16 protein-coding genes are annotated in these 19,932 nt (G+C 69.8%); 13 read left to right on the forward strand and 3 right to left on the reverse strand.

The window, feature by feature from the left end; all coding sequences use genetic code 11:
- Positions 1-326: 326 nt before the first annotated feature.
- Positions 327-494, reverse strand: coding sequence for a hypothetical protein (locus tag ACN4JJ_RS17265; protein WP_440711138.1), 168 nt, complete (start codon positions 492-494; stop codon positions 327-329).
- On the opposite strand from ACN4JJ_RS17265, the gene ACN4JJ_RS17270 reads away from it, so the two are divergent.
- Entirely contained in the window at positions 493-1,692 is a 1,200-nt protein-coding gene (locus ACN4JJ_RS17270; RefSeq protein WP_440711139.1) for a serine hydrolase domain-containing protein, read from the forward strand. The two genes, ACN4JJ_RS17265 and ACN4JJ_RS17270, sit on opposite strands and share 2 nt — an antisense overlap.
- A 209-nt stretch (positions 1,693-1,901) precedes the next feature.
- Here ACN4JJ_RS17270 and gnd read toward each other — a convergent pair whose 3' ends face one another.
- On the reverse strand, positions 1,902-3,359 hold the full coding sequence (gene gnd, locus ACN4JJ_RS17275; protein ID WP_440711140.1) for an NADP-dependent phosphogluconate dehydrogenase: 1,458 nt from the start codon (positions 3,357-3,359) through the stop codon (positions 1,902-1,904).
- 258 nt (positions 3,360-3,617) lie between these two features.
- Here gnd and ACN4JJ_RS17280 point away from each other — a divergent pair, with 258 nt between their 5' ends.
- The 5 genes from ACN4JJ_RS17280 (at position 3,618) to ACN4JJ_RS17300 (ending at position 11,401) form a co-directional block, all read left to right on the forward strand.
- Complete coding sequence (locus ACN4JJ_RS17280; protein WP_440711141.1) at positions 3,618-4,229, forward strand: 50S ribosomal protein L25/general stress protein Ctc; 612 nt, start codon at positions 3,618-3,620, stop codon at positions 4,227-4,229.
- A gap of 44 nt (positions 4,230-4,273) precedes the next feature.
- Positions 4,274-4,858, forward strand: a complete 585-nt coding sequence (pth, locus tag ACN4JJ_RS17285; protein ID WP_440711142.1) for an aminoacyl-tRNA hydrolase — start codon at positions 4,274-4,276, stop codon at positions 4,856-4,858.
- A gap of 67 nt (positions 4,859-4,925) precedes the next feature.
- Positions 4,926-8,537 (forward strand): transcription-repair coupling factor, encoded by a 3,612-nt coding sequence (gene mfd, locus ACN4JJ_RS17290; RefSeq protein WP_440711143.1) that lies wholly within the window; start codon positions 4,926-4,928, stop codon positions 8,535-8,537.
- Positions 8,538-8,785: 248 nt separating this feature from the next.
- Positions 8,786-9,454: a nucleoside triphosphate pyrophosphohydrolase gene (locus ACN4JJ_RS17295; protein WP_440711144.1), complete on the forward strand. Its 669-nt coding sequence runs from the start codon at positions 8,786-8,788 to the stop codon at positions 9,452-9,454.
- A 57-nt stretch (positions 9,455-9,511) separates the two neighbouring features.
- The gene (locus ACN4JJ_RS17300) at positions 9,512-11,401 is read left to right on the forward strand and encodes a cell wall-binding repeat-containing protein (protein WP_440711145.1); all 1,890 of its coding nucleotides are present in this window, start codon (positions 9,512-9,514) and stop codon (positions 11,399-11,401) included.
- A gap of 68 nt (positions 11,402-11,469) precedes the next feature.
- Here ACN4JJ_RS17300 and ACN4JJ_RS17305 read toward each other — a convergent pair whose 3' ends face one another.
- Entirely contained in the window at positions 11,470-12,294 is an 825-nt protein-coding gene (locus ACN4JJ_RS17305; protein ID WP_440711146.1) for a hypothetical protein, read from the reverse strand.
- Between the two features lie 107 nt (positions 12,295-12,401).
- Between ACN4JJ_RS17305 and hisS the strand changes: the two genes are divergently transcribed.
- The 7 genes from hisS to eno all read left to right on the forward strand — a co-directional run bounded on the left by hisS (position 12,402) and on the right by eno (position 19,914).
- Entirely contained in the window at positions 12,402-13,754 is a 1,353-nt protein-coding gene (gene hisS, locus ACN4JJ_RS17310) for a histidine--tRNA ligase (protein ID WP_440711147.1), read from the forward strand.
- A 116-nt stretch (positions 13,755-13,870) separates the two neighbouring features.
- The gene (locus tag ACN4JJ_RS17315) at positions 13,871-14,338 is read left to right on the forward strand and encodes a MarR family winged helix-turn-helix transcriptional regulator (RefSeq protein ID WP_440711148.1); all 468 of its coding nucleotides are present in this window, start codon (positions 13,871-13,873) and stop codon (positions 14,336-14,338) included.
- 2 nt (positions 14,339-14,340) lie between these two features.
- Positions 14,341-15,648: an MFS transporter gene (locus ACN4JJ_RS17320; protein WP_440711149.1), complete on the forward strand. Its 1,308-nt coding sequence runs from the start codon at positions 14,341-14,343 to the stop codon at positions 15,646-15,648.
- Positions 15,649-15,813: 165 nt separating this feature from the next.
- Positions 15,814-17,472: an MDR family MFS transporter gene (locus ACN4JJ_RS17325; protein ID WP_440711252.1), complete on the forward strand. Its 1,659-nt coding sequence runs from the start codon at positions 15,814-15,816 to the stop codon at positions 17,470-17,472.
- A gap of 38 nt (positions 17,473-17,510) precedes the next feature.
- Positions 17,511-17,960, forward strand: coding sequence for a MarR family winged helix-turn-helix transcriptional regulator (locus ACN4JJ_RS17330; protein WP_440711150.1), 450 nt, complete (start codon positions 17,511-17,513; stop codon positions 17,958-17,960).
- Positions 17,957-18,589, forward strand: a complete 633-nt coding sequence (locus ACN4JJ_RS17335) for a TetR/AcrR family transcriptional regulator (protein WP_440711151.1) — start codon at positions 17,957-17,959, stop codon at positions 18,587-18,589. Before ACN4JJ_RS17330 ends, ACN4JJ_RS17335 begins: the two co-directional genes overlap by 4 nt.
- 44 nt (positions 18,590-18,633) lie before the next feature.
- Positions 18,634-19,914: a phosphopyruvate hydratase gene (gene eno / locus ACN4JJ_RS17340; RefSeq protein WP_440711152.1), complete on the forward strand. Its 1,281-nt coding sequence runs from the start codon at positions 18,634-18,636 to the stop codon at positions 19,912-19,914.
- Positions 19,915-19,932 lie beyond the last annotated feature (18 nt).

A 19,932-nucleotide genomic window follows, 5' to 3' on the forward strand; every position in this document is an offset into this window, starting at 1 on the left:
TCCGGTTAGCGGATGCCGAAATGTTGCCGACCGGGTCCCTATATCGGGTCGGTCGGCGAAATTTCGGCATCCGCTGACAAGACCCTGACGTGGAACGGACGTGAGTGGTGGCTGTGCGAGAGGGTCGTGGCGGCCCCAGTTGATGACGGTGGCCCGAGCGGCCGGGTGGCGTCAGCGCGAGCGGGCGGGTGGCGTCGGCGCGGGTGGGTGGCGGCGTGAGCGGGTGGGTGGCGGCGCGGGCGGGCGGGTGGCGTCGGCGCAGGCGGGCGGGTGGCGTCAGCGCGGGCGGACGGGCGGGTGGCGTCGGCGCGGGCGGGCGGGTGGCGTCAGCGCGGGTGGGTGGCGGCGCGAGCGGGCGGATGGCGTCGGCGCGGGTGGGTGGCGGCGCGGGCGGGCGGGCGGGCGGCGTCGGCGCGCATGGGTGGCGGCGCGCTCGGGTTGGTGTGGCGCGCGGGGGTGGTGCTGAGGTGGCCGAGGGCGCACAGTGTTCGCATGACGGAATTCGACGAGGTCTGGCGTTCGCTCGAGCAGACGGTGGCCAGCGGCTACGCGCCGGGCGTGGTGGCCGGCATCCGGCATCGAGGCCGTACCGAGTTCTTCGCGACCGGCCGCTACGCCTTCGACCCGGATGCGCCGCCGATGCGCGCCGACACCCCGTTCCGCGTCGCCTCGCTCGGCAAGCTCGTCGCCGGCGCGCTGTCCACCCTTCTGCTCCACGAGGGCGCGTTCGCGCTCGATGACCCCATCGAGCGCTGGCTCCCCGAGTTCGCCGACCCGAGGGTGCTGGTAGCTCCGGATGCGCCGCTCACCGAGACGGTCGCCGCCGATCGCTCCGTCACCGTCCGCGACCTGCTCACGATGACCGCCGGCTTCGCCTTCCCGTTCCCGGAGACGCCGCTCACCCGAGCCATGACCGAGCACGGCGTCGCCACCGGGGTGGTGCCCGCGCAGGTCACCGCCGACGAGTTCGCGCAGTGCCTCGGCGCGCTGCCGCTCGCCCGTCAGCCCGGCGGCCGTTTCGCCTACGACACGGCCGCCGACGTGCTGTCGATCCTCCTCGCCCGAGCCACCGGCGGAACCCTCGGCGACCTCGTCGAGGCGCGGATCGCCCGGCCCCTCGGCCTGGAGACGATGGGTTTCGCCGCCAAGGAGCCCCTGCCCACCCCTTACCGCCTGCGCGAGGGCGCCGACTCCGCCGACGGGGAGGCGGGCCTCGAGATCGCGCTCGACGTCGTCACGGCCTTCGAGCATCCGCCCCGGTTGGAATCCCTCCGAGGCGGCCTCGTCTGTTCGCTGCCCGACTTCCTGCGCTTCCTCACCGCGGTCGCCGACGACGACCTGCTCACCTTCGAACAGCGACTCAGCATGACCGGCGACCACCTCAGCGACGCCCAGCGCCTGGGCCTCGACGACCTGGGCGGCCCCGGCTACGGCTGGGGCTGGCAGACCGGCGTAGACCTCCTCCCGCCGAGAGGCGCGAGCCCCGAGGGCGAAGCCTTCCGAGCGGTAGCCCTCGCCTCCGAACCCTGGCGTTCCCCGGGCCGCTGGGGCTGGGCCGGAGGCACCGGCACGAGCGCCTACGTCGACCCCGCCCGCGACCTCACCGCCGCAGTCTTCACCCAGCACGAACTAGGAGCCCCCACCGACGACTTCGCCTTCTTCTGGGGCCCGCTGACGAACAGCATGCGCTAACAACCACCGAGCAAGACCCGAAGTCTCAGGCCGTACTCGACGACCCAAGGTGAGCGTGTGGCCGACGGGAGCGAGCGAAGCCCGCGCCCGTCGACCGCGCGCTCACATGTCGCGCGGCGCCGGGCAAGGACCGGCGCCGCCTGAGGCGGCCGAGCGACGCCCGGCCGCCTCAGCAGCTAACAGCGAAGCCCGGCGCGACCGGCAACAAGTCAGTGCGTAGAGGGTTCGCTCTCGATCTCGCTCCGGTCGCCCGACCACAGCGTGTGGAACGTCCCCTCGCGATCCACCCGCTTGTACGTGTGCGCCCCGAAGAAGTCGCGCTGACCCTGCACGAGCGCAGCCGGCAGCCGCACCGAGGCGAGCGAGTCGTAGTACGACAGCGCCGCACCGAAGCCGGGAACTGGCACGCCGGAGAGAGCGGCGGTCGACACCACGCGGCGCCAGGCGGCCTCGCCGTCGGCGACGGCCTTGGCGAAGTACGGGTCTTCCAAAAGCGTGGCGAGCGAGGGGTTGTTCTCGTACGCCTCGACGATGCGGTTCAGGAACTGCGCACGGATGATGCATCCGGCCCGCCAGATCTTCGCCACCGCACCCTTGTCGATCTCCCAGCCGTACTGCTCGGCGCCGGCGATGATCTCGTCGAAGCCCTGGGCGTAGGCGACCACCTTCGAGGCGTAGAGGGCGGCGCGGATGTCGTCGGCGAACGAGTCCACATCCACCTCCACGACGTCGGGTCGCGAGGTGATCGTCGACTGCACCGCAGCGCGCTGGGCGGGCTTGGACGACAGCGAGCGGGCGAACACGGCCTCCGCGATGCCGCCGACCGGCACCCCGAGGTCGAGGGCGTTCTGCACGGTCCACGAACCGGTGCCCTTCGCGCCGGCCTGGTCGAGCACGACGTCGACGAAGGGCTTGCCGGTCGCCGCATCCACCTGCTTCAGGATCTCGGCCGTGATCTCGATCAGGTACGACTCGAGGTCGCCCGAGTTCCACGCGGTGAACACCTCGGCCAGCTCGGCCGGCTCGCGCTTGGTCACGGTGCGCAGCAGGTCGTAGGCCTCGGCGATCAGCTGCATGTCCGCGTACTCGATGCCGTTGTGCACCATCTTCACGAAGTGCCCGGCGCCGTCGGTGCCGATGTGGGTCACGCAGGGCTCGCCCTCGGCCACGGCGGCGATCGAGGAGAGGATCGGGCCGAGGGTCTTGTACGCTTCGACGGTGCCGCCGGGCATGATCGAGGGGCCGTTCAGCGCGCCCTCCTCCCCGCCGGAGATGCCGGTGCCGACGAAGTGGATGCCGGTGGCCGACACGTCCTTCTCGCGGCGGATGGTGTCGTGGAAGTTCGCGTTACCGCCGTCGACGATGATGTCGCCCGGCTCGAAGCGGGCCGCGAGCTCGGAGATGACCGCATCCGTGCCGGCGCCGGCCTGCACCATGATGATCGCCGTGCGGGGCTTACTGAGCGAGGCCACGAAGTCGTCGACCGACTCGGAGGCCACGAAACCGGCTTCCGGATGCTCGGACACGAGCTTGCGGGTGCGCTCGGGCGAGCGGTTGTAGACGGCGACGGTGTTGCCCTCACGGCTGGCCAGGTTGCGGGCGAGGTTGGAGCCCATCACCGCCATCCCGACGACTCCGATGTTGGCGGTTCCTTCTGGCGTAGACATGCGTGCTGCTCCTCGTAGATGGCGAACCCTTCCAGCGTAGTAGAGCGGGTATGCGCACGAGCGGATGCGCTAGGCTTGGTGACTGAACTTCGGCGAGGGATGCACACGCAACCGCGAGCATCCGTTATCGACGCGGTGGACTGGGCCTTAACACGTCTTTCCTCTCGCTTCACGCGGTCGAGTTGAAAACCACACATCAGGCGGGCCCAGCGCTCGTCGACTACAGCGGGCCCAGCGGCTCGCACGAGGAGTAGAACCATGAGCGACGACACCAAGATCACCGCGGAGACCCGCACCCAGTTCGGCAAGGGCTTCGCCCGTCGCACGCGCGCCGCCGGCAAGATCCCCGCCGTCATCTACGGCCACGGCACCGAGCCGCAGCACATCAGCCTGCCCGGCCACCAGACCGCGCTCATCCTGCGCAAGTCGAACCAGGTGCTCGAGCTCACCATCGACGGCGTCGAGTCGCTCGCCCTGGTGAAGGACGTGCAGAAAGACCCCGTGCTCCAGATCATCGAGCACATCGACCTCGTCGTCATCCGCAAGGGTGAGAAGGTGCAGGTCGAGGTCAACGTGCACCTCGAGGGCGAGTCGGCTCCCGGCACCATCGCCACGCAGGACGCCAACACCGTGCTCCTCGAGGTCGAGGCCACCCACATCCCCGAGAGCGTCACGGTCTCGATCGAGGGACTGGAAGACGGCTCGCTGGTGCACGCCTCCGACATCACGCTGCCCGCCGGCGCGACCCTCATCAGCGACGAGGAGACCGTCATCGTCGGTATCTCCATCCCCGCCGAGGAGACCGACGAAGAGCCCGCCGAGGGCGAGGGTGCGGCCGAGTCGGTCAGCCCGGCCCCCGACGCCGAGTAAGCGCGCTGCGCCTTCTCGCACTGCTGCGACGAACCTCTTCGAACGTGAGCGACACCGACGCGTGGCTCGTGGTCGGCCTCGGCAACCCCGGGCCCGGCTACGCGGCCAACCGGCACAACGTGGGCCAGATGGTCACCGCCGAGCTGGCCGAGCGGATGCGCGCCGCGTTCAAGTCGCACAAGACGAACGCGCGGGTCGCCGAGGGACGCACCGTCCCCGGCGGCCCGCGTCTCGTCGTGGCGAACCCGAACACGTACATGAACGTCTCCGGGGGCCCGGTCAACGGCCTCCTGAAGTTCTACGGCATCCCGCCCGAGCGCCTGATCGTGGTGCACGACGAGCTCGACATCCCGTTCGACACCCTCAAGCTCAAGCAGGGTGGCGGGCACGGCGGCCACAACGGCCTCCGCGACATCATCCAGGCCACCGGATCGGCCGACTTCATCCGGGTGCGCGTCGGCATCGGCCGCCCGCCCGGCCGCATGCAGGCCGCCGACTTCGTGCTGCAGAACTTCTCGTCGGTGGAGCGCGACACCCTGCCGAACCTCGTCGTCGACGCGGCCGACGCGGTCGAGCTGATCGCCGCTTCGGGCCTCACGGCCGCCCAGCTGAAGGTGCACACGGCCTGAGCCGCATCCGTCCGCCCGGGAATCGCACGCGCGACCGGATGTCGGAGGGTCCGCGTAAACTCAGGGGGTGACTCTCCAAGGGATTATCGACGTACTCGCGCGCGCCTCCACGTTCGATAAGGCCCTGGCGAACGCCGGTCGCGACAGCGACTTCTCGCTGCCGGAGGGCATCCGCGCGCCGTTCCTCGCGGCGCTGCTCGCGCGGCGGGCCGAGCGCGACCTGCCCGCGGTGATGATGGTCGTCACGGCCACCGGGCGCGAGTCGGAGAAGCTGCGCGAGGCCCTCGGATGCTTCGCCCCTGACACCGACATCGTCGAGTTCCCGGCGTGGGAGACCCTGCCGCACGAGCGCCTGAGCCCGAGCGCCGAGATCGTCGGCAAGCGCATCGAGGCGCTGCGCCGGCTCGTGCTGTGGCAGCGCGCCCGCGATGCCGGCGAGAACCCGGCGCCGATGGTGGTCGTGGCCTCGGTGCGCGCGGCCCTGCAGCCGCTGGCCGCGAACCTCGCCGATCTCGAGCCGATCGTGCTGCAGAAGGGCGCCCGCGGCTTCGACCTCTCGGCGCTGTCGCTGCAGCTGGTCGAACTCGCGTACTCGCGCGTCGACATGGTCACCCGGCGAGGCGAGTACGCCGTGCGCGGCGGCATCCTCGACGTGTTCCCGCCCGTCGCCGAGCATCCGTACCGCGTCGACTTCTTCGGCGACGAGGTCGACGAGATCCGCGCGTTCTCGGTGGCCGACCAGCGCTCGCTGCCGGATGCGGTGGGCAGCGTGAGCCTGCCGCCGAGCCGCGAGCTGCTGCTCGACGATGCGGTGCGCCAGCGCGCCCGCGAGATGCAGCACGAGTTCCCGAGCCTCTCGGGGATGCTCGAGAAGATCGCGGAGGGCATTCCGGTCGAGGGTATGGAGTCGCTGGCACCCGCCCTGCTCGACGAGCTCGTGACCGTGGCGCACTACCTGCCGAAGGGCGCGGCGGTCGCCGTCGTCGGCCCCGAGCGCGTCGCCACCCGGGCGCTGAACCTCTCCGAGACGAACCGCGAGTTCCTCGCCGCCGCCTGGACGGCCGCCACCGCCGGGGCCGAGGCGCCGATCGACCTGGCCTCGGGCGAGTTCATCACGCTCAACGCGCTCCGCGACGCCGCCGGCACCGGTCGGGCGTGGTGGACGCTGAGCGAGTTCCAGCAGGGTCCCTCCGAGGAGGAGATCCTGCCGGAGCACCGCGAGCTCGAAGAGCACCTCACGCTGCGCATCGCCGCCGACGCGGTGCCGAGCTTCCAGGGCAACGCCGAGGGCGCCATCCAGCACGTCGCCGCGCGCCTCGCCGACGGCTGGGTCGTCGCCGTGGCCGCCAAGGGCCAGGGCCTGGTCGAGCGCGCCGCCGACGTGCTCGCCGAGCGGAACGTGCCGGGCCGGATGGTCGACGACTTCCCTGAGTCTCCCGACACCGGCGTCGCCTACCTGCTGAAGGCCGCGGTCGAGCACGGCTTCGAGCTGCCCGAGCTGAAGCTCGCGCTGATCGGTGAGACCGAGTTCTACGGCCGCACCGTCGGCTACGACACCCGCCAGGTGAAGAAGCTGGCGAGCCGTCGCAAGAACGTGGTCGACCCGCTTCAGCTGAAGACCGGCGACTTCGTGGTGCATCAGACCCACGGCATCGGCAAGTTCCTCGAGCTGACGCAGCGGGAGGTGTCGTCCGGCGGCCGCAACGCGGTGAAGACCACCCGTGAGTACCTCGTCATCGAGTACGCGCCGAGCAAGCGCGGCTACCCGGGCGACAAGCTCTACGTGCCCACCGACCAGCTCGACCTGCTCAGCCGCTACGTCGGCGGCGAGGCTCCGGGCCTCAGCAAGATGGGCGGCAGCGACTGGGCCGGCGCCAAGAGCAAGGCGCGCAAGGCCGTTCGCGACATCGCGGTCGAGCTCGTGAAGCTCTACTCGGCGCGGATGGCGTCGAAGGGGCACGCCTTCGGCCCCGACACCCCGTGGCAGCACGAGCTGGAGGAGTCGTTCCCGTTCCAGGAGACGCCCGACCAGCTCACCGTCATCGACGAGGTGAAGGCCGACATGGAGCGGCCGATCCCGATGGACCGCCTGCTCTCGGGCGACGTGGGCTTCGGCAAGACCGAGATCGCCATCCGGGCCGCGTTCAAGGCGGTTCAAGACGGCAAACAGGTCGCGATGCTCGTTCCCACCACGCTTCTGGTGCGTCAGCACATGGAGACCTTCGCCGAGCGCTTCGCCGGCTTCCCGGTGCACCTCAAGGCGCTCAGCCGCTTCCAGACCGACAAAGAGATGAAGGAGACCATCGCGGGGCTGGCCGACGGCACGGTCGACATCGTGATCGCGACCCATCGCATCCTGAGCGACAACATCGCCTTCAAAGACCTGGGCCTGCTCATCATCGACGAGGAGCAGCGCTTCGGGGTGGAGCACAAAGACCAGCTGAAGAAGCTCAAGACCAACGTCGACATCCTCGCCATGAGTGCGACGCCGATCCCGCGCACGCTGGAGATGGCGGTCACCGGCATCCGCGAGATGTCGACGCTCGCGACGCCGCCGGAAGACCGGCATCCGATCCTCACCTTCGTCGGGCCCTATTCCGACAAGCAGGTCTCGGCCGCCATCCGGCGCGAGCTGCTGCGCGAGGGCCAGGTGTTCTTCGTGCACAACCGGGTGTCGTCGATCAACAAGATCGCGGCGCAGCTGGCCGAGCTGGTGCCCGAGGCGCGGATCGCGGTGGCGCACGGTCAGATGAACGAGCACGTGCTCGAACAGGTGATCGTCGACTTCTGGGAGCGCAAGTTCGACGTGCTCGTGTCGACCACGATCATCGAGACCGGCATCGACATCGCGAACGCGAACACGCTGATCGTCGACCGGGCCGACAAGTACGGCCTGTCGCAGCTGCACCAGCTGCGTGGGCGGGTGGGCCGTGGGCGCGAGCGGGCGTATGCGTACCTGCTGTTCGACGAGCACAAGCCGCTGTCCGAGACGGCGAACGACCGCCTGTCGACGCTGGCGGCCAACAACGAGCTCGGCTCGGGCATCCAGGTGGCGCTGAAAGACCTCGAGATCCGCGGTGCCGGCAATCTGCTCGGCGGCGAGCAGGCCGGCCACATCGCAGGTGTCGGCTTCGACCTCTACCTGCGGATGATCGGCGAGGCCGTCTCCACCTTCCGCGGCGACGTGGCGGAGGGCCAGACCGAGCTGCGGCTCGAGCTGCCGGTGGACGCGCACATCCCCGAGGACTACGTCGACAGCGAGCGCCTGCGCCTCGAGGCCTACCAGAAGCTCTCGACCGCGTCGGCGCCCACGGCCTCCGACGACTCGATCGACCGCGTGATCGAAGAGCTGACCGACCGCTACGGCGAGCCGCCGGCCGAGGTGTCGAACCTGATCGCGGTGTCGCGCCTGCGCCGTCAGGCCCAGAAGGCCTCGCTGAGCGAGGTCGTCACGATGGGATCGAACCTCCGTGTCGCGCCGGCCGACCTGGCCGACTCGATCCAGGTGCGCCTGCAGCGCATGTACCCCGGCTCGAAGTACTTCGCCCAGACGAACGCAGTCTCCATCCCGCTCCCCGTGGTCGACGGCGCCCCGCTCGCCGATGCCGCCCTCATCAACTGGACCTCGGCCCTCCTCGACGCGATCTTCGCCCCGGCGAAGACCCCCGCCACCACCTGATGGTGGCCGGGTAGCGGGGGGGGGNTTCGCCCAGACGAACGCAGTCTCCATCCCGCTCCCCGTGGTCGACGGCGCCCCGCTCGCCGATGCCGCCCTCATCAACTGGACCTCGGCCCTCCTCGACGCGATCTTCGCCCCGGCGAAGACCCCCGCCACCACCTGATGGTGGCCGGGTAGCGCGATCACGTCCAAACCCCGCGGGTTGGACGTGATCGCGCGACCAGAGTGCGGCGTGGGAGGCTGGGCACATGGCTGAGATCCCGGATGCCCCGACCGAACTCGAGCGGCTCGTGAAGGTGACCGCGCTGCTGCGGGCGCCCGGCGGATGCCCGTGGGACGCCGAGCAGACGCACGCGTCGCTCGTGCAGTACCTCACCGAGGAGACACACGAGCTGATCGACGCGATCGAGACGGGGTCGCGTGAGGAGATGATCGAGGAGCTCGGCGACGTGCTCTACCAGGTGGTGTTCCACACCGACATCGCGGCGAACACCCCGGGCGAGGACTTCACGATCGAGGACGTGGCCGCGCACATGACCGCGAAGATGGTGGGCCGGCATCCGCACGTCTTCGGCGACCTCGACCTCGAGACCGCAGGCGACGTCGAGAACGCCTGGGACTCGTTCAAGGCGCGCGAGAAGCCCAGCCGCACCAGCGTGCTCGACGGCATCCCGCTCGGCATGCCCTCGCTCGCCCTCGCCGACAAGCTCATCGGCAAAGCCCACAAGGTGGGCGTGCTCGAGAAGGATGCGCCGGCGATCGTGCCGGTCGCCTCCGAAGACGAGCTCGGCCCCCTGCTGCTGGCGATCGTGGCCTCGGCGAAAGCGCAGGGTCTCGACGCCGAGCGAGCCCTCCGCAGCACGCTCCGCGGCCTCCGCGAGGAGATCGCCGCCGCGGAGTCCACCCCCGCTACTTGACCACCCCCGAAGACGCTACGATCGTGCAACTGGTGTCGATCTACGGGGGAGTGACGGATGCGCTGGAGCCTGCGAGCGGGTGTGGCGGTGGCGGTCGCGTCGCTGCTGGTGGGCGGGCTCGTCTCGCCGGCGAATGCGGTGGTCGAGACCACCGCACCCGCAGCGGAGGCCTCGACCACCGAGGTGGCCGTGGCGTCGGCGCCGTACCTGAGGAATCTCAGCGCCTCCTATGACCTGTCGGCGACGCCCTTCTCCGTTTCTGCCACGACGTTCACGATCACCCTGCCGCCGGAGCTGGCCGATTTCGACCTCACGGAGCTCTCGTCGCGCATCCGCGGCTCTCATGCGCCCATGAGTGCGACCGTGACGGTCGACCCGTCGACGAATTCGGTCACCATTCCCATCAAGGAGGGATTCTTCACGTCCCCGGACACCCCTCCCACGCCGGACGGCTTCTACAACCTCAGCCTCACACTCGCTGCGTCGGCCTCGATGGCCACGGAGTCCTATCCGCCATCGCTCTACGAAGGTGAGACGGGGTCGTACGGCCTTTACAGCGGAATCTCGATCAGTGTGAAGCTGGCACCGGCCCCCGCCGCCGAGCCCGCGGATTATCGAGTCGACCTGTCCGCCGCGACGCCGAGTGACTTCGCGTACCGCACGATGTACTGGGCTGCTCCGGCCGACGCGTCCGCTCCTCCGGCGTTGTCGGAGACCCGGACGATCGACCTGACGGGTATGCCCTTCGGTCCGGACGCGACGGGCACCGTGCTCTCGACCACCGACGCGGCGACGACCGCAGAGGCGGAACTCTCCCAGCCGGCCGAGGGAACCACGCGCGTCGCGCTCTCCGACCTGAACGCGGAACCCTTCCTGACGGGTAACGGTCGCACCGTAGTGCGTGTACAGCAGACGATCGGGCGCGAACAGGTGAGCGTCGCGACGTCGGCGACGGTGGTGCATTCCGCGGTATCCCGCGACATCCTCACCACGCGCATCTCAGGGGCCGACCGCTACCTGGGTGCCATCGCTTATTCGCAGGCGCAGTTCCCCGGCGGAACACGGTCTGACTCCTTCCCCGATTTCAGTGTTCCGGTGGTCTACGCCGCCGACGGCGGGGCCTTCGCCGATGCCCTCAGCGCCGCGGCCGATGCCGCTGTGCACCACGGCGCTTTGCTGCTGCTCCCCGCCGGACGTCCGCCGTATCAGGCTCCGATGGAGTCCGTCAGCGAGATCGGGCGGTTGTACCCGGGCGATATCGTGATCTCAGGAGGCGAGGCCACGGTCTCGCGCGAGTGGTCCCTCCTTCTCGCCGACCAGGCGTCCACGAACAACCAGGCCGAGCGAATCCGGGGCGCCGACCGGTATGCGGTGTCGCGCGGACTCGCGCTGAGCGACGCCTACCCGTTCCCCGGCGCGGCCACGACCGTGTTCATCGCGACGGGAACGACCTTCCCCGACGCACTGGCCGCGGTGCCTGCTGCGGCCTCGAAGCAGGCGCCGGTGCTCCTCGTGAACGGCGGCGCCGACTCCCTGGACGCTCCGACCCTCGACGCCCTGAAGCGCCTCGGTGCGGCTTCGGTGGTGATCGTCGGTGGGCCGGCGTCCGTGTCGCCCGGCATCCAGTCGCAGTTGCAGTCGCTGCGCCCGGGAGCTGTGACACGTATCGGAGGAGCCGACCGGTACGAGGTCGCCGCCGCGGTCGCAGACCGCTACTTCCCCGATTCGAGTGAGGTCTTCCTGGCGACCGGCGCGACGTATTCCGACGCCCTGACCGGCGGTGTCCTCGCCGCCTCCCGAGACGCCCCGCTGCTGCTCAGTCGTCCAGACTGCGTGCCTGCTGCCACCCTCGATCTGATCGACTCGCCATCCGTGACCGCGGCGACCCTGCTCGGGGGCCCGGCGAGCCTGGGAAGGCCAGTGCTCGACCTCACGCGGTGCCGCTGACGAACGAGGGGCGCAATTCGACGTGAACGTTGAGGGGGAGAGCGGCATCTTCGTGAGAGCCGAGCTGCTCAGGCCACGGCGAGCCAGGCCGTGACCGCGGCGATTCGGCGCCAGGTGGCGGGGTCTCCGAAGTCGGCCGGGTCGGCGAAGACGGCCAGGCGCACCTGGTCCGTGGCCTCGTAGCGGATGTGCACCTCGTCGTCGGCCGGACCGATGGCGAACGTGGCGGGCTCGCTCGCCGGGAGCGGGACGGCGGAGGCCACCGCGTCGAAGCGCGCGGCCCGCAGCACGTACACGGTGAGCACGGTCGCGGTGGCCGAGGTGGCGTGCGGCATCACCTCTTCGTGCGCGTGCAGGCCGATCTCCAGGCACGGGAACGCCCGGTCGACGGTCGACGACGGCACGTCGGAGGCAGCGAGGGAGCCCGTCGAGCGCAGCCGGATCAGTGTGATGGGCTCGGTGCCGGGCGTGCCAGGCGTGCCAGGCGTGCCAGGCGTGCCAGGTGTGCCGGGCGTGCCGAGCGCCGCCAGCCGGGCGGGCATCTCGTCGCGGCGATCGAACTCGATCGTGAAGCCGTTCGCCGCCGCGAGACGGCTGAGCCTATAGCGCAGACGGATGCGCCGGCGGGCCGCGCGCTGGGTCAGCACCCAGGCGATCACCCACAGCACCGCGATGCCGAGGGTGATCCAGGGCACGAGTTCAAGCTCCCAGCCGCTGAGGGAGAGACCGAGGAACAGGATGATCACCGCGCCGCCGAGAAAGCTCAGCACGCGAGCGAGCGGATGCTTTCGCGGCGGGGCGACCCGACGGCGGAACTCCCGCAGGGCGTGCCCGTCCAGACGCTCGTTCAGGGCAGTCAGGTCGAACTCGTCGGCGCGTTGCTGCTGGACCATGGGGGCACCTCGCGATCTCGTGGGAGACAGTCTGGCATTAAGTGAGCATCGATCACTAGTGCGGACCGGGGATTTGGCCCGCCGCCGCACTCGCTACCCTTGAACCCATGGCTTCTCCCGTCTCACCCCCGCGCGGCATGCGCGATTTCCTGCCGGCCGACAAGGCGAAGAGGGAGCGGGTGCTCGGCCTCATCCGCGCCACCTACGCGGTGCACGGCTTCGACGAGATCGAGACGCCCGTGGTGGAGGACTACGCGCGCCTGCACGCCGGCCTCGGCGGCGACAACGAGAAGCTCGCCTTCAACGTGCTGAAGCGCGGTCTCGATGCCGACGCACTGGCCGCCGCCGCGGCATCCGGTGACGCCGACGAGCTCGCCGACCTCGGCCTCCGTTTCGACCTCACCGTGCCGCTCGCGCGCTTCTACGCCACCCACCGCGCGAACCTGCCGCAGGTGTTCCGCTCGGTGCAGATCGCCCCGGTCTGGCGGGCCGAGCGCCCGCAGAAGGGTCGCTACCGCCAGTTCGTGCAGTGCGACATCGACATCATCGGCGAGGCCGGCATCCTGGCCGAGGTCGAACTGCTCACGGCCACCCTGGCCACGCTCGACGCCCTGGGCCTGAAGGGCTGCCGCATCCGCATCAACGACCGCCGCATCCTGTTCGGGATGCTCGACGCCTTCGGCTTCGCCCCCGCCGAGCACTCCTCGGTGCTGATCACGGTCGACAAGCTCGACAAGGTCGGCACCTCCGGCGTCATCGACGAACTGCGCGGCAAGGGGGCGACGGATGCGGCCGTCGACGCCCTCGAGGCCTACTTCGCCGCCTCGCCACCCGCGGCGGCGGCAGATGGCGCCGGTGCCGGGGCCGGCGACATGGCCGAGGGCGACGTGCTCCCGGTCGAGTCGACTCCGCTGACGGCCGAAGCCGTCGCGTCGGCGCTGCCGGCCGGCGTCGCCCCCGAGGCGGTCACCGCGCTGGCCGAGATCGGCCTTGCGCTGCGCGCCGCCGACGTGGCGGGCGAGCTCGTGTTCGATCCCTTCCTCGTGCGCGGGATGGGCTACTACACCGGCACCATCTTCGAGATCGAGCACCCCGACTTCTCGTTCTCGCTCGGCGGCGGTGGCCGCTACGACGGCATGATCGGCCGCTTCCTCGGCGAAGACGTGCCGGCCTGCGGCTTCTCGATCGGCTTCGAGCGCATCATCGACCTGATCGAGGATCCCGCATCCGGCGACCTCGAGTCGATCGTGCTCGTGCACGACAAGGCCGCCGATCCGGCCCGCCTGCTCTCGCTCAAGACGCAGCTCGTGTCCCGGGGCACCCGCGTGCGCCTCGAGCGCCGCACGAAGAACCTCGCCCCGCTGCTCGACCGCTCCGCATCCGCCGGCTTCGCCTCCTTCGCCCTCGTTGGCCGCGAGACCACGGATGCCGCCACCCTCGACGTGAAGCCTCTCGCCTGACCGAACCCCCGCCGACCCGTCATCTGATGCCGTTATCGCTCCGGGATAACGGGATTATGTGACGGATCGGCGAAAGAGTGACACATAGATAGTTTGGCTATGTAAACTAGTTGACTGTGAACACAGTCATCGAACCCCAACAGGATCTCTCCGAACTGCTCTCCGACCTCGTGTCGGTCACGCACCGCCTCACCCGCATCGCCGCTCAGGCCACGGGCGAGTCCACGTCTCCCGCCACCTGGCGCACCCTCAGCGTGCTCAGCACCTTCGGGCCCATGCGGCTCGGCGAGCTCGCCAAGCAGAGCCGGGTCTCGCAGCCCACCATGACCAAGATCGTGGCGAACCTCAACGAGCTCGAGTGGATCCGCCGGATCGCCGACGTCGACGACGCCCGCGCCTGGCAGATCGCCCTCGCCCCCAAGGGGATGCGCGCCCTCGCCGAGTGGCGCGACCGCCTCGGCCAGGCTCTCGCCCCGATGTTCGACCACCTCGACCACGCCGAGCTCGACACCATCGGCCGCGCCCTCGACCTGCTGCACGAGTGCACGGATGTGCGGGCCGAGTCGACCGTGAAGGCGGCCTGAGCATGAGCGCCCCCGCCGACACCGCGAAGGGCGCCGGAACCCCGACGCCGAACACGCCCGCCACCAGCGGCCACGAGCCCACCGCCCACAAGACCGCCGCCCCCAAGAACTCGATCCTGCATCAGCCCAAGGCCGTCTGGGCCGTGGCCTTCGCCTGCGTCATCGCCTTCATGGGCATCGGCCTGGTCGACCCGATCCTCCCCGCCATCGCCGACAGCCTCGACGCCACGCAGACGCAGACCAGCCTGCTGTTCACCAGCTACCTGCTGATCACCGGCTTCGCGATGCTCTTCACGAGCTGGATCTCGACCCGCATCGGCGCCCGCACCACGCTGCTGATCGGCCTCGCCCTGATCGTGGCCTTCGCCCTCGCAGCAGGCCTCTCCGGCAGCGTCGAGCAGGTCATCGGCTTCCGCGCCGGCTGGGGCCTCGGCAACGCCCTGTTCATCTCCACCGCCCTCGCCACGATCGTGGGCGCGGCCAGCGGGGGAGCGAGCTCGGCGATCATCCTGTACGAGGCCGCACTCGGTCTCGGCATCGCGATCGGCCCGCTGCTCGGCGGACTGCTCGGCTCGATCAGCTGGCGCGGACCGTTCTTCGGCACCAGCGTGCTGATGGCGATCGGCTTCATCGCCATCGCCACCCTGATGAAGAAGTCGCCGCAGAAGCCGGTGCCCACGCCGCTGAGCGCCCCGTTCAAGGCCCTCACCCGCCCGGCACTGGCCATCCTCGCCATCGCGGCGCTGTTCTACAACATCGGCTTCTTCATCCTGCTCGCCTACACGCCGTTCCCGCTGGGGCTGGACGAGATCGGCCTCGGCCTCACCTTCTTCGGCTGGGGTCTGGCGGTGGCCATCACCTCGGTGTGGGTGGCCCCGTGGCTGACCCGCCGCATCCCGCGCACCCGCGTGCTCTGGACGGTGCTCATCCTCCTCGGCCTGGACCTCGTGGCCGCCGGCCTGCTCGTGTCGAGCACGGCGGGCCTGATCACCTGCGTGGTCGTGGGCGGTGCGCTGCTCGGCGTGATGAACACCGTGCTCACCGAATCGGTGATGGCGGCGACGGATCTGCCCCGCCCGGTCGCCTCCTCCGCCTACTCGGCCGTGCGCTTCCTGGGTGGCGCGGTCGCGCCGCCCGCCGCCTCCATCATCGCCGGAGCGTTCACGGCCGCGACCCCGTTCTACGTGGCCGCCGGATCCGTCGTCGTCGCCTCGCTCGTCATCATCCTGGGTCACCATGCCATCGCGCACGTCGACCACGAGGAGGAGGGCGAGCTCGAAGAGGCCGAGGCGATCACCGCGGGGGAGTAGCTCTGACGCGTGCACAACGAGAAATCTTGCACGATCTGCAGTAATTAGTTGATCGGCATCAACGATCTGAGTATTGTTGATGCCGATCAACTTTCTACGTCCTGGAGAACCGTGTCCCTCACCACTTCGAAAGCCGCCGCCGGCACCCCCGCGGCACCCCAGAAGATGCGGCGGGAGGTGCTCGCCCCGCTGTCCGGCCTCCTGCTCGGCATGTTCGTGGCGATGCTCGCCTCGACCGTCGTCTCGAGCTCGCTGCCCAAGATCATCGGTGACCTGGGCGGCACCCAGTCCGGATACACCTGGGTCGTCACCGCGACCCTGCTCGCCACGACGGTGTCGACGCCCATCTGGGGCAAGCTCGCCGACCTCACCAACCGCAAGCTGCTCATCCAGCTCTCCCTGGTGATCTTCGTGGTCGGATCGGGACTCGCCGGGCTCGCGCAGAGCACCGAGATGCTGATCTTCTTCCGGGTGCTGCAGGGTCTCGGCGCCGGCGGCCTCACCGCCCTCGTGCAGGTCGTGATGGCCGACATCATCCCGCCCCGCGAGCGTGGCCGGTACATGGGCCTGCTGGGCGCCGTGATGGCCGTGGCCACGGTCGGCGGCCCGCTGCTCGGCGGCGTGATCACCGACTCGGCCGGCTGGCGCTGGAACTTCTACATCTCGGTGCCCTTCGCGGTGGCCGCCATCATCCTGCTGCAGCGCACGCTGCACATCCCCACGCACAAGCGCACGGTCAAGATCGACTACCTGGGCGCCGCGCTGATCGCCGCGGGCGTCTCCCTGCTGCTGGTGTGGGTCACCCTGGCCGGCAACCAGTTCGAGTGGGGCTCGGCCACGAGCATCCTGATGGTCGCCGGTGCCGTGGTGCTGCTCGGCCTCGCCGTCTTCACCGAGTTCAAGGTCAAAGAGCCCATCATCCCGATGACGCTGTTCAAGAACCGCACCTTCTGGCTGGCCGTCATCGCCAGCATCTCGGTGGGCGTGGCCATGTTCGGCACGAGCGTCTTCCTCAGCCAGTACATGCAGCTCGCCCGGGGCAAGACCCCCACCGAGTCGGGCCTGCTGACCATCCCGATGATCGGCGGCGTGCTCATCTCCTCGATGGTCACCGGCCAGTTGATCAGCCGCTTCGGCAAGTGGAAGCGCTACATGGTCACCGGATCGGTGCTGCTCACCGTCGGCCTCCTGCTGATGGGCACCATCCGCTACGACACCAGCTTCTCCCTCGTGTTCGTCTACATGTTCGTGATGGGCGCCGGCGTCGGCATGGTGATGCAGAACCTCGTGCTGATCGTGCAGAACGCGGTGGATCCGCGCCAGATCGGCACGGCCAGCGCCTCGGTCGCGTTCTTCCGCAGCCTCGGCGGCACCATCGGCGTGAGCGTGATGGGCGCCGTGCTCGGCAGCCGCATCACCACCCTGGTCACCGACGGACTGGTGACGATGGGGGTCGACCCCTCGCAGACCGGTTCGCTCGAGGGCGGCGGCATCCCCGATCTCAGCACCCTGCCCGCACCCATCCGCACCCTGGTCGAATCGGCCTACGGCGAGGCGGTCGCCGACGTGTTCCTGATCGCCGTCCCGCTGGCCGTCATCTCGATCATCGCCATCGCGTTCCTGCCGAACCGCCCGCTCGGCACGAAGACCTCGGTGGAGCAGATCGCCGAGTCCGAGGCCGCCACGCTGGTGGCCGTGTCGGCCGCCGAGATCGCCGGTGACACGCAGAGCGAGGAGCGCATCGAGGCCGACCACCGGCAGGACGAGGCTCCGGATGATGCGGCCACCGCCTCGACGCCGCCGGGGCCGCCGAGCTCCCGGTGATCGGGCCCGACGCCCCCGGGGCCGATACCCTTGGGGCTGTGACCTCAGACGAACGGGCCGATGCCACTCTCGCCGTGGAGGACGAGATGGCTCGGCTCGTCCGGGCGGTGCGGGCCACCATCCACGAGAACGCGGCCCGGTTCTCGCCCGAGCTGCAGCCCTCGGGCTACTCGGTGCTGCGCACGATCGTGGCCCAGCATCCGGTCACCCCGGCCGCCGTCATCGCCGCCGTCGGCATGGACAAGAGCGCCGTGAGCCGGCAGCTGCGCATCCTGAAAGACCTGGGTTTCGTCACGAGCGAGCCCGACCCCGACGACCGTCGGGCGAGCCTGTTCTCGCCCACGGCCGACACGCTCGAACGGATGGCGATCATCCGGCAGCAGAACAAGGCCGCCTACGCCGGCACCTTCGACGACTGGGACACGGCCGACGTGACCACCTTCGCGCGCCTGCTGGGCGCCTTCATCGACAGGATCGAGAGACGATGACGTCTGTTGACACCCCCACCGCACCCTCCTCGGCACCTCCCGCTGCGCTCCCGTTGCGGGAACGCAAGAAGGCCGAGACCCGCACCGCCATCCACGAGGCCGCCCTGCGCCTGGTGGCGGCGAACGGCGTCGAGCACGCCTCCGTCGACGCCATCTGCTCGGAGGCCGGCGTCTCCAGCCGCACCTTCTTCAACTACTTCCCGTCGAAGGTCTCGGCCCTGGTGGGCCTGACCTCGTTCGAGATCACGGATGCCCAGCGCGAGCGCTTCCTCGAACACGAGGGCGAGCGGTGGCTGGTGCGCGATCTCTGCACCCTGATCGGCTCGATCATGGACTCCACCAGCCGCGACGGCCTCGACCGCGAGGCGATCCGCGACGTGCTGATGCGCCATCCGGAGATCGCGCCCGACGTCATCAAGTTCGCGGCCGAGCTGCGCCGCGACGTGCTCGCCCTCGCCGAGCGGCGCACCACGCCCCCACGGGCCCAGCTGGCCGTGGCGATGGTGATGTCGGCGGTGGACTGCGCCCTGCACCGCCCGGCCGACGCCCCCGACGAGGGAGAGTTCACCCGCTGGTTGTTCGCCGCCGTGATGGACATGCAGGCCATCGCGCGCGAATCGTTAGACTAGAGCCGCCCAGATCAGGGCTCTGATGCACAAGGAGAAAACCACCCGTGGCACTTATCGAAGCCGTTGGCGCTCGCGAAATTCTTGACTCCCGAGGAAACCCGACCGTCGAGGTCGAGGTCCTCCTCGAAGACGGCGTCGTCTCGCGCGCCGCCGTTCCCTCCGGCGCCTCCACCGGCGCCTTCGAGGCCTACGAGCTCCGCGACGGCGACAAGGGCCGCTACCTCGGCAAGGGCGTGCAGAAGGCCGTCGACGCCGTGATCGACGAGATCGGCCCCGCACTGGAGGGCTTCGACGCCACCGACCAGCGCCTGGTCGATGCCGCGATGATCGCCCTCGACGGCACCGAGAACAAGAAGCGCCTCGGCGCGAACGCCATCCTCGGCGTCTCGCTCGCCGTGGCCCGCGCGGCGGCCGACTCGGCCGACCTGCCCCTGTTCCGCTACGTCGGCGGCCCGAACGCGCACACCCTCCCCGTGCCGCTGATGAACATCGTCAACGGTGGCGCGCACGCCGACACCGGCGTCGACATCCAGGAGTTCATGGCCGTGCCGCTCGGCGCCGAGTCGTTCTCCGAGGCGCTCCGCTGGGGCGTCGAGACCTACCACTCGCTGAAGTCGCTGCTGAAGTCGAAGGGCCTGTCCACCGGCCTCGGTGACGAGGGCGGCTTCGCCCCGGAGCTGCCGAACAACCGCGAGGCGCTCGACTTCATCCTCGAGGCGATCACCCAGGCCGGCTTCACCCCCGGCAAGGACATCGCTCTCGCGCTGGACTGCGCCGCGAGCGAGTTCTTCGACGGCGGTGTCTACACCTTCGAAGGCCAGAAGCGCTCCGCGCAGGAGATGTCGGCCTACTACGCCGACCTCGTGGCGAACTACCCCCTCGTCTCGATCGAAGACCCGCTGAACGAAGACGACTGGGAGGGCTGGGCCCACCTGACCGCCGAGGTCGGCTCCAAGGTGCAGCTGGTGGGCGACGACCTCTACGTCACGAACCCCGCGCGTCTCGCGCAGGGCATCGCCGAGAAGGCCGGCAACTCGATCCTGGTCAAGGTCAACCAGATCGGCACGCTCACCGAGACGCTCGACGCGGTGGCTCTGGCGCAGCGCTCCGGCATGACGGCGATCCTCTCGCACCGCTCCGGCGAGACCGAGGACACCACCATCGCCGACCTGGCCGTGGCCGTCGACGCCGGCCAGATCAAGACCGGTGCGCCTGCCCGCAGCGAGCGGGTCGCCAAGTACAATCAGTTGCTGAGGATCGAAGAGGAGCTCGCCGAGGCCGCCGTGTACGCCGGCCGCAGCGCGTTCCCCCGCTTCTCCGCCTGACCAGGCGGCCGAGCACCC

Origin of the sequence: Herbiconiux dendrobii (assembly GCF_052048175.1) — a bacterium.
Taxonomy (GTDB): Bacteria; Actinomycetota; Actinomycetes; order Actinomycetales; family Microbacteriaceae; genus Herbiconiux.